Annotated in this window: 12 protein-coding genes; 3 read left to right on the forward strand and 9 right to left on the reverse strand. The window is 55.0% G+C overall.

What is annotated here, in order from left to right; translation table 11 throughout:
* Nucleotides 1-64 precede the first annotated feature (64 nt).
* The 5 genes from Pla52o_RS06920 to Pla52o_RS06940 form a co-directional block, all read right to left on the reverse strand.
* Nucleotides 65-1,174 carry a c-type heme family protein gene (locus Pla52o_RS06920; protein ID WP_146593864.1) on the reverse strand — a complete coding sequence of 370 codons (1,110 nt, stop codon included), beginning with the start codon at nt 1,172-1,174 and terminating at the stop codon, nt 65-67.
* Between the two features lie 179 nt (nt 1,175-1,353).
* A complete protein-coding gene (locus Pla52o_RS06925; protein ID WP_146593865.1) occupies nt 1,354-2,781 on the reverse strand; it encodes an MBL fold metallo-hydrolase in 1,428 nt (475 codons plus the stop codon).
* Nucleotides 2,782-2,797: 16 nt separating this feature from the next.
* Entirely contained in the window at nt 2,798-3,622 is an 825-nt protein-coding gene (locus Pla52o_RS06930) for a sulfite exporter TauE/SafE family protein (protein ID WP_146593866.1), read from the reverse strand.
* Nucleotides 3,610-4,158, reverse strand: coding sequence for a rhodanese-like domain-containing protein (locus Pla52o_RS06935; protein WP_146593867.1), 549 nt, complete (start codon nt 4,156-4,158; stop codon nt 3,610-3,612). The genes Pla52o_RS06930 and Pla52o_RS06935 overlap by 13 nt, the downstream gene beginning before the upstream one ends.
* Before the next feature lie 125 nt (nt 4,159-4,283).
* A complete protein-coding gene (locus Pla52o_RS06940; protein ID WP_146593868.1) occupies nt 4,284-4,598 on the reverse strand; it encodes an ArsR/SmtB family transcription factor in 315 nt (104 codons plus the stop codon).
* A gap of 175 nt (nt 4,599-4,773) precedes the next feature.
* On the opposite strand from Pla52o_RS06940, the gene Pla52o_RS06945 reads away from it, so the two are divergent.
* Complete coding sequence (locus Pla52o_RS06945; RefSeq protein ID WP_231612147.1) at nt 4,774-6,582, forward strand: SLC13 family permease; 1,809 nt, start codon at nt 4,774-4,776, stop codon at nt 6,580-6,582.
* A 215-nt stretch (nt 6,583-6,797) separates the two neighbouring features.
* Here the strand turns inward: Pla52o_RS06945 and Pla52o_RS06950 are convergent, their stop codons facing one another.
* Both Pla52o_RS06950 and Pla52o_RS06955 read right to left on the reverse strand, forming a co-directional pair.
* Nucleotides 6,798-7,412, reverse strand: coding sequence for a DUF3124 domain-containing protein (locus tag Pla52o_RS06950; RefSeq protein WP_146593870.1), 615 nt, complete (start codon nt 7,410-7,412; stop codon nt 6,798-6,800).
* Between the two features lie 279 nt (nt 7,413-7,691).
* The gene (locus Pla52o_RS06955; RefSeq protein ID WP_231612148.1) at nt 7,692-8,000 is read right to left on the reverse strand and encodes a winged helix-turn-helix transcriptional regulator; all 309 of its coding nucleotides are present in this window, start codon (nt 7,998-8,000) and stop codon (nt 7,692-7,694) included.
* A gap of 153 nt (nt 8,001-8,153) precedes the next feature.
* Between Pla52o_RS06955 and Pla52o_RS06960 the strand changes: the two genes are divergently transcribed.
* Nucleotides 8,154-8,390: a thioredoxin family protein gene (locus Pla52o_RS06960; RefSeq protein WP_146593871.1), complete on the forward strand. Its 237-nt coding sequence runs from the start codon at nt 8,154-8,156 to the stop codon at nt 8,388-8,390.
* Nucleotides 8,391-8,614: 224 nt separating this feature from the next.
* Here Pla52o_RS06960 and Pla52o_RS06965 read toward each other — a convergent pair whose 3' ends face one another.
* Nucleotides 8,615-9,352 carry a YqjF family protein gene (locus Pla52o_RS06965; RefSeq protein ID WP_146593872.1) on the reverse strand — a complete coding sequence of 246 codons (738 nt, stop codon included), beginning with the start codon at nt 9,350-9,352 and terminating at the stop codon, nt 8,615-8,617.
* A gap of 471 nt (nt 9,353-9,823) precedes the next feature.
* On the opposite strand from Pla52o_RS06965, the gene Pla52o_RS06970 reads away from it, so the two are divergent.
* Nucleotides 9,824-14,284: a hypothetical protein gene (locus Pla52o_RS06970; RefSeq protein ID WP_146593873.1), complete on the forward strand. Its 4,461-nt coding sequence runs from the start codon at nt 9,824-9,826 to the stop codon at nt 14,282-14,284.
* A gap of 267 nt (nt 14,285-14,551) precedes the next feature.
* Here the strand turns inward: Pla52o_RS06970 and Pla52o_RS06975 are convergent, their stop codons facing one another.
* Nucleotides 14,552-15,403: an alpha/beta fold hydrolase gene (locus Pla52o_RS06975; protein ID WP_146593874.1), complete on the reverse strand. Its 852-nt coding sequence runs from the start codon at nt 15,401-15,403 to the stop codon at nt 14,552-14,554.
* Nucleotides 15,404-15,428 lie beyond the last annotated feature (25 nt).

Genomic DNA, 15,428 nt, shown 5'->3' on the forward strand with positions numbered 1-15,428 from the left:
CTTTGTAAAATGCGTTGCATCCCTTCGGCGGCGACATCAGACACCGGAACAAGCTGCGGTAGAGTCATAATACCGCGTCGGTCGCTGGTACTTCCACCCAGAACCAACCTCGAAGCTCATCAAGCTTGAAACCTGTTGCCTCGTCGTTGGGATAGCGTTTAGTAAGTTCCGATTTCACCTCGTCCAGAATGTCGTCTGGATGGCCATGACACATCAAACACTTGACCTTCAGATGAATGGGGAAGAGTGCCCCCAAGTTTCCATTGTCGAGCGGTAGGAATTGCGGCGTGTCGGATCGTTTATCCACAAATGGCTTTACCCAGTCGCGAGGACGGTTGGCGGGATTGCGAAGTTTGAACGAGGTCCGGCCGATGCTAACGCCGTGTTCTTCGCCGATCGTCCCGGCAATTTTCAGAGCTTCGTTACTGCACACATCAATCGCCGCTGCAGCGCCGCTGGACTGCATGACCTCCGCCAATCTTGCCGACAGTTTCGCAAAGAGTGCATCCTTTGCTTGCTCGGCAACCATTTTCCGTTTGCGCGACATCAAAGCTTGCCCGCCGCGATCCCCTTTAAGGTCGCCAGACGGCGGAGTCAGCTTAGGGAGCGTGTACGGCCTGTGAATCTCCTGCATCCCGTTCTTGATAAACCGGCTAACAAGCTTCGCGTGCTCTTGAACCAACATCACAACGTAGGGATCTTCGGACGTGTATCTGACCTTCATCCCTTTCGCCGTTTCTTCGTAGGTCAAAGAATAGTCGTCGGCGTGTTTGATGAGTGCGACAAAAATCGGATGGAACGTCATCGGGGGTAACGGGGTGTTTGCGAGAACACGGTCTTCCATCGCCGGGACATGGGCTCGAATCATACTGGCGATTCGTTCGTCGTCGGACTCCGTCAGTGTTTCCGCGCCATCGGGCAGGTTGGTCACCGTTCGTTTGATCTTGGCACGATTTGCAAACATCGAATGCAGCGTTGTCATGTCTTCCTGCATTCCGGCCATCGCGTTAGGTCCACGTCCCATGCCGCGGCCCATGCCTTGACCACCGCCGGGACCACGTCCACCGTCGAATCCTGGGCCGTGCCCTCCTCGCTGGCCTTGTTGAGCGAGAATTGAGTTAGGCAGTGAAGTCGCTACCAGCAAAACGAACATTGATAACAGTAATCGATTCATCACACCGCTTTTATAAAGAGAAACATGGGACCGGGGCGAGACGCTCGACCTCAGTAGGAACCGTCAATCAAACGAAGGTGAAGGGCCAAGCTAATCAGCGGGGGATATCGGCCGGGATTGGAAAGTAAATGCCGGCTCGTCCATTCGCTGCCTAAGATCGATTTGACGTTCTAGCCAACTCACGTGGCGCTCATCGCGTGTTGCCCCTTGATGCTTGGTAGCCCTTCGGCTTTCCACGCGGTATACCCGCCGGTAAGGTTCACGACGTTCTTTAGACCGTTAGCCTGTAGTACGCTCGCTGCGATCGATGAACGCCCACCGCTACGACACTGCACCACTGTGACTTTGTCTCGTGGCAAGGTATCAAGCGTGTCCCTTAGCCGGCCTAAAAAGTGGTGGCTACCATTTTTGATATGGCCTGCTATCCATTCCTCATCCGAACGAACATCAACTAAGTTCACGTCGCCCGACTGGATTGAATCGGCCAGCTCGGCTGGGGTTCCGGTGGCATACGACTCGCTCGCCTTGCCCGTTGAGGATACGACCGTGCGGTCAAACGTGCCCACGATTTCTTCGATACCGATTTTGTGCAATACCGTCGCGGCTTCTTCCATTTGCGGAGCATCGCAAATCAAATAGACGGGACGGTCGTAGTCGACTAGCCAACCAGCCCATGCCGCCAGCATGCCCAATGGAATGTTGATCGTGCCGGGGACATGCCCCTTGGCATATTCAGATGAAGGCGTCAGATCGACGACCGTGCCATCCTTCACCGCTTCGTCCAGCCTGGAGACATCCAGCATCGTGTGATGATGGCCTTCGCCAAGAATCCGCGGGCCTTCCTTGTTGACGCGTTTCATCACCGCGAAGTACTTCGGGGCCTCGGGCTGGTCCGCTAAAATGTATTTGACAAACTCCTCTTTCTCGGTGTACTGCAGCGCCGGGTTGAACCGTTTTTCGTAGCCAACGGTGGATGATGGAATCGCGCCAAGTCCCTTGCCGCATGCGCTACCCGCACCGTGAGCCGGCCACACCTGCAAGTAGTCAGGCATTTCCTTGAATCGCTTCGAGGATTGGAAGAGATCACGCGCGCCGGGTTCCGCCGTATTAGCGATTCCCGCAGCCTGCTCCAAAAGGTCTGGCCGGCCGATCGAACCAACAAAGACAAAGTCGCCCGTAAAGATGCCCATCGGCTGGTTGGCTCCACCGCCTTGGTCGGTAAGCACAAAGGAAATACTTTCGGGTGTATGGCCCGGCGTATGTAGCACATCAAACTTGATGTTACCGATCATGAACGAGTCACCGTCATGCAACCATTGATGATCATATTGGTCCACGTAGTGATATTTCCATTCGGCTGGGCCTTCATCGGACACGTACAGCTTCGCGCCAACGCGATCCGCCAATTCACGTGCCCCCGAAACGTAGTCCGCGTGAATGTGGGTTTCCGCGACAGCGGTGATTTTCACGCCTTCACGATCCGCCATCTCCAAGTACTGCTGAACGTCACGTCCCGGATCGACAATCACTGCGACGCCGGTGCGCTGACAACCGACCATGTAGGATGCGTGAGCTAGTTTTTGATCGTAGAAGTATTTGAGTAACATGATCTGAGCCTTTGAGTTACAAAGCAACTGATTTGAAAATTACGAACGCCGCCACCAACACGACCGCGACCGAAAAGGCTTTTTGGAGCGTCGAACCGTTCAATCGCTTCGCGACCAAATTGCCAAGCCACATGCCCACAGAGCCTCCGACAAGGAAGAGGAACGCCGTCTCGATCGACAGTTCATTTCCGCCAATCAAGTGGGACGTCACTCCGCTGATACTGATCCACACGATCACGAACAACGACGTGCCGACCGCTCGATGGATCGCCATCCCACTGAAAAGTACTAAGGCGGGCACAATCACGAACCCGCCACCAACGCCAAACATGCCGGACAACACACCGGTCACTAGACCAACCGCGACCAATAGCCGAACACAATTGGAAGTCAGGCGAAGTTTGCCATCTTCATCGCGTTGGCATGCGCTGCGGTCCCGATCGACATTTGATTCGGTGTTGCATACGCCACTTGGGATACTTGGGTTTGTGGACTTTGCCCACATCCGCTGCGCGACGATCAACATCAACGCGGCAAACATCACCAGCAGCACGCTGTCCGGCACAAGAGTGGAGAGGTACGTGCCCAACGGCGCGCCGATCATCCCCGCGACCGCGAATAGCACACCGGTCCGCACCTCGATCTCACCACGTATCAATTTCGGCACCGCCCCAAACAACGCCGTTCCGCCGACCGACGCCAGCGAAATGCCCACCGCTTCTCGCGGTGGGACGTCTAACCCGTAGACCAGCAATGGCACCGCAAACACGCCGCCTCCGCCACCGGTCATGCCAAGTGCAAAGCCGACGAGGGTGCCGAACAGAATGGTTAGAAAGGACATGATCCTGTATCTCCGCAGCGATTCCAGGGCATCTTCGATAGCATCATGCCCATGCCACATGTGTCAGTGATCCCTGCAAACATCAGACCGGCTCCAATGAATCCCGACAGACCGTTGAATGCTGGATGAACGAAGTATCCCAGCACCGCTCCGACCAACACCAGCAATCCGGCCAAGATTCGAACTTGGCGTTCCAGCGAAACCGCCTTCTTGCCACGCACCACCGGCAAGCCGGCTTCGATCCAGGCGGTTGTTCCACCGTCGACGTTGACCACATTGGTGATTCCCGCGCCGAGGAACTTCTCAACGGCCTTGCCCGAACGGTTGCCGCTTTTGCAAATGACATAGAGCGGCTCGTTGGATTGCCCGTTTCGAGCAGCGGTGATCGCCTCGGGGTCAAGTGAGTCGAGTGGAAAGTTTTGGGCTCGCTCCGCGTGAACTTCACGGAACTCCGTGGGCATCCGCACGTCAATCAAATCGACGTGACTACCTTGCTCTTGAAGCTGCTTGAGCTGATGGACGGTAATGGTTTCCATAATGATTTCCTTTTGCTTCGGGCTATCGTAATGTCGCGGGGCGACGAGGTGTTTAGTTAAAAAAAAGTCGTATTCGTTTTCTGCTTGCGATTCGCACGCTCGACGCAATGAGAAAACGCACGTGACTAACGGAGGAATCGGCTTTCAACGCACGCCATCAGTTTTTCCAAATGAGGTTCTGCGACTTGGTAGTAGACGCGTCGGCCCTCCTGTTCCCGTGACAGGAATCCACAACGCTGTAGCAACCGCAGGTGTTCGGATGCCAAGTTCTCGACGATCTGGCAGTCTTCCGCCAACTCGCCGACCGTGTACCGACCATGAAGCAAAAGCTGGACCATTCGTAAACGAACAGGGTGCGCAAGCGTCTTCAGGCACTCGGCTGCTTGCGCGAACGCTGCCGGACTCCCCACAGGTTTCTTCTTACTTGTTTTTACAGCCATTTTCGACCTCCTAAGTTCATTGTATCGTAACATCACGAGATGACAAGTCTAAAGACATCGAACGTCCACCGCATGCCCGTGCATTTGATGTAGGCGATCGGCACAACCTATCGCGACGCTTACATCACCTGATCCGTGTTGCTAAGCTTTGCGGATGACTCATGATATCTGGATAGTGACTTGCGTTTTGCTGGCGACGATCATTGCATTCGTGCTTGACCGTTTCCGGCTCGACGTGGTTGCTTTCGTCTCTTTGTTGTCGCTTCTGCTCACGGGGATTCTCACCCCCACCGAAGCAACGGCGGGTTTCTCAAACTCGCTGGTCCTGATGATCGCGGGACTCTTTGTCGTTGGCGGTGCGATACTGGAATCCGGCGTCGCCGACCTCGCGGGCAGATGGTTAGGCCGAGTTGGTGGTACGTCCACGACCCGGCTAACCGTGACCGTGATGCTCGCCAGCGCGTTGTTATCCGCATTTCTTAGTTCGACCGGGACTGTAGCGGTGATGTTACCGGTCGTCTTAAGCCTCTGTCGCCGCGCTGAGGTCGCGCCTTCAAAGCTGCTGATCCCTCTCGCATTTGCCGCTTCACTTGGCGGCATGCTGACGTTAATTGGTACGCCACCAAACATGGTGGTGAATCAGGAACTACGCGATGCGGGGCTCGAAGTCTTCCAATTCTTTTCCTTTGCTCCTGCCGGAATTCTGATGCTGACCCTTGGCATCGTTTTCATGTGTACCATTGGCACACGTCTGCTCCCGAAACAAGGTACTGGGGCTGAGGATGCGACGCAATTTCAAGGATTCGTTTCACGTCCGGAGCTCATTCACAGCTACGGCGTCGGCGGTCAGATCCGCGAAATCAGACTCCCGCATGGATCGACCTTCGCAGGACGCACGCTACGCGACCTCGAGCTACGCACAACCTTTCACGTCAACGTGCTTGCGGTTTCCACGCCTGGTGCGCGGGGTCCGGTGGTGCGGAAATGCAACCCGGATACTCTTCTGCAACCCGGTGACACTTTGTTTATCAAGTCATCGAATGAAGAAGCCACTACAAACTTAATCCGCCAAGGCCAGATGGAGTTGGTTGCTTCCCCGGCGTCACTGCCCAAAGAAGTGCATTTGGCTGAGCTCATCATTCCTCCGCGGTCGGAATTTGTTGGCCGGACGGTGCGAGATATCGATTTCTTTCGCATGTATGGGGCGATGGTGCTCGCGCTACAAGATAGAAACAAGCCGGTCCGCACTCGGACGTCGGACACTCCTCTGGGGCCTGGCGACACGCTGCTAGTCGCCGCCAACGCAAGTGCGTTGAAGAGGCTAAGAAAATCGCGAAACAATGTTTTACTGGTCAGCGAACAAGAGGAACAGAGAGAGTCTCCACTTACTCCCGCCGCCCGCTGGGTCGTCGTCATCCTCATTGGAATGCTGGTTGCAATGAGTACTGGCATCGTTGCAAACGTGACGGCCGTTCTTGTCGCCGCGGCGTTGATGGTGATTGTGGGAGCGTTTCGTGGCTCCAACGCTTACCAGAGCATCAATTGGGAAAGCATCGTGATGATCGCATCTGTCATGCCGCTCGCAACTGCGTTGGAAAAGACCGGCGCACTCGACTTGGTGGTGGGGGCGATCGTGGAACGTCCCGGACTTACGAGTCCGAGAACGCTCTTGCTGCTGCTGTTCGCGGTCACGTCGCTACTGAGCCAAGCGATCTCCAATACCGCGACCAGCGTCTTGATTGCTCCCCTTGCACTCGAACTTTCCGACCAGCTTGCCGTTTCTCCCTACCCATTGCTGATGGGCGTTGCTTTGGCTGCGTCAACAGCATTTTCCACGCCCGTTGCATCACCGATCAACGCTTTGGTTACCGGAGCGGGAGGCTATCGTTTTGGTGATTTTTTAAAGGTGGGCGTGCCGCTTCAATTCCTGATTCTTATTGCCACACTGTCAATCGTGCCATATCTGTTTCCCTTCAATCCCTGATTAGTTCAGATCGGCTAACCCGGTATCGAAGCTCTCGTTCCTAACAGGTCTGTGGTTCCTAAGCCGACAACACGCCGAAGGATGGGCTCCCTCGCGAGTGTAGGCAATCGCCGGTTGGGATCTCTAGTGAGAACAAAAAACAGCCCGCCGGCTAGCGTTAATTGAATTCATCGGCACACGTCCGGCCCGATCGGCGAGAGCCTCATTTTGGTGAGTCATTCACGGGCGGGTGTTTCTTTCGCATCGGTGGTTTCTAACACCGTTGCCGAGCGTACAAAGGCGATGCCTTGCGTTTGGTTGGATTCGATCATCACGGTCTCGACCACCGGCTCGGTGACCGGCACTCCGGCCATCCACTGGACGATGAAGCTGGATCCGCCACGGCCGGACTTGTCGTTATGCTTCATCACAAATTCGGTCGAGGCCAGTGGCCCTAGCCGCAATGGCTTTTTAAGTAACGACTGCAACGGCTTGCCGCCGGAGTCATAGTAACGCACTGATGTCACTACGATCTCGTGTTGCCGATCCGAGTTTCGAACGCTCAACGTGACTGTCAGCAATCGTGGCTTACCGCTCTGGTCATCGATTTGCGAATACGCGGGCACGTACAGCGTCTGGCCCTGCAACGGTGGCCAAGGCAGCGAGTCCACTTCCATACCGACCTCGTCGCGGACGTCAGGCTCGCGGAACTGCAAACCATCTTCCAACGCTTCGAACCGCAACTCCATAAATACGGCCAGCACGATGATCGGCACGACCACGATGACAAACACGACCAATTTCAAGCGGCGAGCAACGCTCTCAGCGGTTTCCAATGAATCGTCATTCATGGGACGTTCCGTTTCACTGAACTTTAGGGGGACTGCGACCAAGACGCACAGAGCGCAGCGGCAAAACCTGTATTGTACCCAGGCAAGGGCATTGAACGCTATCGTCCTCACCGGAACGGCACTGACGGCCTACTGTTCTTTGTCCGAAGCTTGCTAGCGCCAGCGGAACACCAACATCGGTTTGCGATCGAAACTGCGAAGCGCGAAGCCGATCGTGTAGGCGGTCGCGGTATCGCAGATCGTCAACAGCGGCACCAACAACACCGGAGATTACTTCAGCTACAGTTCGGCCTGCAACCGATCGATTTCATCGAGCAGGCTGGTGAAACGCCTTCCAAAGGCCGTCAGTTCGTATTCAACCCGCGGGGGAACTTCGGGAAAACTGGTCTTTTCCAAGAGCCCAAAGCGGACCAGTTTTACCAATCGCTCATTCAAAACCTTGGTGGTCAGTCCGTCGGCCGAGCGGACCAATTGACCGGGTCGATTCACACCCCGCCGGACCTCGGCCAACAGGTGCAGGGTCCATTTGCAGCCCAACACGTTTTGCAAAATATACGCCACGTCTGGCGAGTGCAGTTCGTTCGACAAAATTGATTCCTCGTTCCTCAATTGTTACCAATAAGTAAGTAGGTAACCCAAAAGTGCTTGGTTTTCAGCCACAGGACCGCGTCTAGAATTCAACCGTCTCGCAACCGCAGAGACTTGTTCGTTACGATCCAAGATTAACATAAAGGAAGTCAGATGAAATCCAAGGCGCAGTTTTACCATGCGGGTTGCCCCGTTTGCATCAGTGCCGAAAAATCCGTCGCCCAGTCGCTCGATCCCGCTCGCTTTGACGTCGAGATCGTGCACTTGGGGGAACAGGGGCAACGCGTCGGCGAGGCCGAACAGCGGGGCGTCCAATCCGTGCCCGCTTTGGTGCTGGACGGCCAGGTGTTCCACATCAATCACGGCGCCGACCTGGCGGCGCTAAAGTAACACGCCGCGGCGTTTCGGACGGTATCCGTCCTACTGTCGCCAGACGGTAGGACTTTGCTCGCCTGTCACGCTCTGGCGAGCCAAGCGATGTGTGGAAATAGGATCACGAGCGAATCGCGTTGTCGGTGGCGATTTAGCTGTCCTCGGTGCTGTGAGTTTCAAACCAGCGAAACACCCTAACGTCGCGGTTCACTTTTTAATCGTTCATCATCGATCACAACGCGTCATCGATCACAACGCGTCACCATCCACGCTCTCACCGTGACCGGTTGTGCAAAGAGTAGATGGGGTTCATCGGTGAGAGGAAATCCACAGGGCTCCGTCATTGTGTTATGCCGCTGTGTCCACGTCGCTGGCGAAAGCCTCCAGGGCGGATGATCGATTTCGCCTCGACACAAGCGACCTTTTCGATCGGCACTGTATAGGCAGTAACGAGCGGTCAACCAGTACTCCAACGTTCCCGGTGCGGCGTAAAATGGTTCACCCGTTGCTTGGTAGCTTGCCGCAAACGCGGCGGAGGGTTCACCGCGATGCGTTCGCTCACTTCGGTATTCAATCGCCCCCGATTCGTCTTGGACGAGCGACATCTTCGCGTCCATGTACGGCAAATTGAACGTCGCCCGCGCAACACGAACCGCGACCCGGCTTTCCGCATCGAGCGAGAAGAACCAAACCCCCGGCTTTCCATCGACAATGACATAAGTGCGCACATTCAGTTCTAGAAAGCGACTCAGCCGTGGCAATGGCTGACAGCACCTTGGAGAGACATTCGACATCAAGAATGGAACGACACCAACCCAGGCTTGCCCTTGATGCGTATCCAGCGTCATTCCTGCGGGGAGCAGTCTAGCAACGCGTTCCGGATCGACCGGCCAATGAGCGAACAATAACTCGGACCAAGTCATGCGCATGGCCCAAGGAAAACTAGGCAACGACCAAGTGCGATCCGTTTTTGCGTTCATGTCAATCTCTCGATCCCCGTTCATGCGGTGGGAGTTAAAACCCCAATGACTCCATCGGCCAATCGCATTGATACTACATCGCGACCGGCTTTTGGGGCGAGCTCAACGACGTTCGAACAATTCTGACCGGAAATAGCCGATGGCGATTCTGGCTACGGGGCTGCGTTCATGGTCGTTAAGCAGGGAGGCAGGAATGATTGAGTGAAATCCCATTAGCCGCTTGGGGCGTAAGCCCCCGCTTGAACAGTGGCTAACGCCAAAACGGCTAATCTACCGAAGACTCCTGCCTGCTTAAGGGAACTCGGATTACACCCACGTCGAGTGGCAAGTTGGATTCTTTGCACGAGAACCATCCATGGCCTAGATTTTGTCATTCCTTGCGCTGCGCTCGTTCCACTGGCGGGCTCTATTGATTGAGCGGCGAGTATTTTCGAACGTGTTGCACTATTTCCCAGGACCGATGGCTTAATCGTGGACTTCTTCATTTCGCTCGTTTTCATCTGGGGCTTGATCACGCTGGTGGGCCACTATTCTTGGGTCTTGCTGGCGAAACTATACCAGTCGCTCGCCGGTGCACCGCCGGTTCCAAGGAATCGTGTCGATCGCGACGGTTTTAACGCAATATTGGATCGTTTGGTTTCTGGGGGGCAACTCAGCCGCGAAGAAGCAGCCCAACTGTGGGATAAAGCGGAACAAATTGGAGCACAGCCTGAGCCGCCGAGGGGAGCGATGCCTATCCCGCAGCCTGCGGCCATGGAACCGGATAGCGAGCCCGTTTTCTCGGCGGAACTAGTTGAAGAATCAAGTCAAGCGAACTCGCCGGTCGCGGCTCCGCACTATCCGCTTTCCGATCGCCGTGCTTGGTCCGAGGTGGTCGCGTCCTTCTTGGCGGTTCACAACATTCGTTGGGGAGAATTGGTCGCCGGGGTCATGATCGTGTTTTGCTCGATCGGGCTTGTCATGAGCTTGTGGAGCACTTTGACGACGGTCCATCGTGTGGTTCCGTCCATTGTTTTCATGACTGCGAATGCCGCGATCTTCTTAGCTGGTTTCTACACATTGGCAAAGTGGAAACTGAGGCACACCAGTCGAGCAGTGCTGTTGATCGCGACACTGTTGGTCCCACTCAGCGTGATGGCGGGACTAGCAACGACGGGGGACATTCACGCGGCAGTGTCGCTTACGGACCCAATCACCCTGATTGCAATTGTGATTGGCGTGATCGTCAATAGTGTGTTGCTGCTTGGTACAGGGCGTGCTTTATACGGCAGCGCGCGTGCACTCGCATTTGCCGTTGCGGTTGCTGGTCCCACATTGATCATCCCTTTGATACCCGCTCTGTTACGAACATTGGGCGACACGGCAGGTTATGTCATTGCGGCTGCGAGCTTCATGGTTGCTGGGGCACTGATCGGTTTCCAAAAGCCTCGCCGAGCTGGCACCCTAAATCGACGCTACCTATCGTGTGGCTCGCGACATCAGTGGTCGTTTCTTGGCGTGAGTGTTTTCTCACTGACTGCGGTCGTGCTTGCGTTTGCCTACATCGGGCGTGATCAGGGCTCGCCGCTTTGGAATTCGCTTCTTATTGGCTGCCTTCCCGCGCTCGCAGCATGGGCCATCGGTACACATTGGACCAAGCTCAAGTCGACGTTGCCGTCGCACCAGTTTGTGGGTCAAGTGATCTGCATTTTAAGTTGCAGCTTGATCTTTGTTGCATTACCAGTGCTGGCGTCGGGCTTCGTTTCGTTGTGGTTGTGGGCAATCGTTTCGACGTCGTCTTTTGTTGGATTGTGGAGTGTCTATCGTCGTCCGCCTTGGTTGGCGATCGCCAGCGTGCCAGTGGGAATTGCGGCCGCGCTCAGTAGTACGAGCTGGATGCGACAAGTTCCCTGGGAATCGGTTCCCTGGACGCATCGAATCTTGGGTGGCGAACCCATGATCTCGGGACTCGTGTTGGCCGCGATCACGATCGGCTTAGCAAAGTGGAAACGAGGAACCGCAGAGGAACGATCGTTGTTGGCAGTCGCTGCGACCTGGTTTGGACTGACCGCGTTCAATGCGACCGTGCTTGCGTTCGCGGGAGAAGATTGGTTCGGTATCGTTCCCCGTTTTCTTCACATTGCAATTTTGGCGATCCTTGTTTCGGGAAGCGTCTATGCCGCTTGCACGAGCGGACTCAAGCCAATCGTTGCCGGAGTGCTCACTGCCGTTTTGGCTTGTAGTTTGTTCCACCCCATCACGCTTGCTCCGGAGATGGTGTTCGGCGATGAAAAAACTTGGTTGCTTTCGCTCGTGTTTTCCGGGGCTGTTCTGGCAGGTTGCATTGAACTGGCGAAGAGAATAGCGACTGAAAACCGCCAGCGAATCCTCACGGAGTGGAGCAATGCAGCGTGCCTGTACTTGGTCGGCTCTCTCGCGGTGATCGCGGTCTCGATCAGTAACGGATGGGGTTCGGAAAACGTGGCGACGATGTTGACCGTCGTGGCAGTTTGGTTAGTCGTTTCAATACGGTGGCTCACGACTAGCGAAGGGACGAATTTGACCTCATCGCTCGGATTGTGTTTGGTGCCGTGTGCCGTTGTGACCAGTGCAACTCTCTATTGGGACCGTCACTTTGTCGTGTGGTTCGAATTGACGGCCGTGGCAATTTTCGTGTTTTCCGAAGCAGTTGCGTTGATCTCCGCTGCGAACGGCCAAGACCGCCTTGATCGTTCGACACTGTCTGTTTCGCTGATCGCGATCGTGTGTGGTATCGCAGCGTTTATGCTCGGACCTGTGTTTGAAACGCAAACCTCCGCGGCATTGGCACTCGTCTCGCTTTCGATCGTGGGACTCGTCATTGGGGTTGCTTGGGGACGCAATCGGGAATCGCGTCTTCATCACACGGGCATGCGTTTGGCATGTGGCTTGGTTCTATTTGGCGGCGGATGGACGCTTGCGAATTGGAATGGAGCCAGTGGATCAATCGATGAGCTGCGAACATTGATTGTCGTTTGGACCACAGGCTGGATGTTGTATTGGCAGTCGGCACTGATGTTGCGAAACCGCATCAAAAACGAAGCTCACACGTATGCAGCGGTTAGTTTTGCGGTGATCTCGGTGCTGCTCGTCGCTGTTGAAATCGGTCACGAAACGATACGACTGGACTCCGGTGATCCGACGTCTCAGCAACTTTTGCTGTTTGCGGTGCGTGCGTTGTTCATGCTACTTCTTGCCAGTCTCACTTGGGTTCGAAGTAAGAACGCATGGACACTTGGGGCTTCGCTCACTGCGGCTATCGGCATGATGGGGTGTAGCGTCCTGAGCGTCGCCCATTTCGCCGGACTTTCCGCTTGGCAAGCAATCGTTGTGTCCGTGATCGCAGCGTCAATGTTGTCAGCGTTGGCAGCGATGGGATTGACGGCCATGGTGAGACTGCATCGTTCAGCAACGGATCGGCTGGTTGGCATCCGTCCTGCCGCATCGGATCATGGCATTTCAATTCTGTGGCCGCTGATCGCGAGTGTGGTGGTTTCCGGGATTGCTGCTGTATCCTCAATGATGTGGGATGCATCTTATGGCGTTTCCCAGTTGCTCGTTTCTTCGATCGCGATTGCCGCGTTTGGAATGAGCGAATTAGCGGAGCGTTTTAATCGTACATCGCTTCAACGATTGACACTTGCCACTGTCTTCCTGGCGATTTATATGGCTGCCAGCGTTCCAGTAAGCGGCCAAATGCACCCTCTATTATGTGGGACGATGCGGTGGTTCATTGTGTCAGTTGCGATGATTCCCGCTTTGATGTGGGCGGTGCCGAAAGTGTTTGGCGAAGCTTGGACAAGTCGCTGGCGTGGTTCCCTCGATTATGCCGCGTATGTTTGTGGCGTGTTCGCCAGCGGTTCGCTGCTTGGAATGCTCATTCAGGAATCCATGCTTCGTGACGCGGCGGGAATTCCTGGCCTTCCGCTGACGTTGATCGTGGGGGTAGCAATGACGATTGCGGTGCTTAGCGGAGTCGCCGCTTGGATAAGCATCCAACGTTTGGAGTTGAACGATTCCTATCGCCGTGGATTGATCATTACGGCCCAGGCACTTGGTTTAGTCGCTTGGTTGCATTTGTTCTTGTGTCGCCGAGAGTTCGCCATGTTTGGGCTTCAAGCGTATTGGCCGTACCTTGTTTTGTTTGTCGCGTTCTTGAGTGTGGGATTGGTCGAGTTTTTGAAGAGGCGAGGTGACTCGGTATTGGCGGGGACATTGGGACAAACGAGTCTCTATCTGCCCCTGATTCCTGCGATTGGGATGTTGATGAGCGGCGGAGGAGAATCGTTCGTGAGTGCGATTCCTGGGATTCGATCATTGACGATCCTGCTAACCGTCGCCGCTGGCTATTACATCTGGTTATCGCGATTGTGGAACGGGTTGCCGCCAAAGGTGTTGATGGTGTTGTTTGCCAACTCTGCGTTTTGGTCCCTTTTGGCCCAGCGTCCTGGTTGGGATTTCTTCAGTCACCCACAGTTCTGGTTGATTCCACCGGCAATCTGTGTGTTGATCGTTGCCCAAATGAATCGCGAACGACTCGACGCACGATTCTTAGCGGCCATTCGCTACAGCGCCACGATTTTGATCTACGTCAGCAGCACCGCGGATATGTTGGTCCATCAGATAGGATCAAGTTTGTGGGGACCGGTCATCCTAATCTTGTTGGCTCTCACTGGGATTGCTGCGGGGGTGATATTCCGAGTTCGGCCATTTCTGTACTTGGGCAGCTTCTTCGTGCTCGTTGGCGTGATCAGTATGGTGTGGCACGCACAACGTTCGATCGATCAAGTTTGGCCATGGTGGGTGTTCGGTATCACAACGGGAGTAGGACTACTCGTCGCCCTGATGTCGATCGAGAAGAACAAAGGAAAACTACAACAACTATCCGCCCGTTTAGCGACTTGGGAATCGTAGTGTGGTAAAAAGCAAACTCGTTGAGCGTGCACCTCAGACCGGCGCCGATGACACTGAAATCGTCGCCCCGCGATTTCGCACGACGCGGCGAGTTGCGACTATTGACTCAAAAGTCTGCAGCGATCTGTATTGTTGAGGAGTAGCCCGACCGATTACGACTGACTTCATCGACGCCGAAGGCAACGCAATGCACATGAAGTTTCGTCGCCGCCAAGCTTGAGTTCCAGTCTCCCAGGACACTCCCGTTGCTTGTTCTTTGCGATCGGATTACTCCAATCCGATCAGAAACTCAAGTGTCGTGTTCGCAAATTCGTCGGGAGCATCCTGGGGAACCCAGTGGGAGCAATTCTCGATCGCGTGCAGACTTGCGTTGGGCATGTCTCGGACCAATTGCTCCGCCGTTGAATAGGGTTGCCAACGATCATCCACCCCCCACAGCATCAGAGTCGGTTGTGACATCCGACTCAATCGTCCGGTCAACGGCGTGGTGTGATTGGTGTTCAAACTCGCTGCGTTTCGCACCAGGCTGACGATGCCTTCCGGTTCCAGATAAGGTGCCATGATTCCATCTCGAAACTCGTCAGTCAGTCTTTCGGGGCGAGACAAACCGAACTCAAAGGCCTTCTCTAATAGCTGCTTCATCTGCTCGGGCTCCATCCTCGCATTGCGAGGATGGCCCAAAGCGAGCATTTCATCAACGGGCCAACTGTCGTAGGCAACGCTGTTGGAAAGCACCATCGAGCGCACGAGTTTAGGAGTGCGATCGGCCAGGATCATCGCGACACCACCACCGATGTCGTGAGCGATGAAGTGGGAGCTTTTGATATCAAGCTCAGCGAGCAATCGTTCGATAACGTCAGCCTGAACCTCGATGGAGCGATCAAATCGGTCACGACGATCCGAGTATCCATAGCCAATCATGTCGGGCGCGATGACGCGGTAGTTTTCGGCCAGAGGTGCGATGACCTCGTGGAAGAGATACGACCAAGTTGGGATCCCATGCAGCAATAGCAATGGTTCGCCTTTACCAATATCGGTGTAAGCAACATTGAGCGGCACATCGATGATGCCATCGAGATCGATTGTTTTTTGACGATCACGAAATGCTTGATAATCCACGTTTTTTCCCCAAGGTGATGGTGAC

It is taken from the genome of Novipirellula galeiformis (assembly GCF_007860095.1).
In the GTDB taxonomy this organism is placed as follows: domain Bacteria; phylum Planctomycetota; class Planctomycetia; order Pirellulales; family Pirellulaceae; genus Novipirellula; species Novipirellula galeiformis.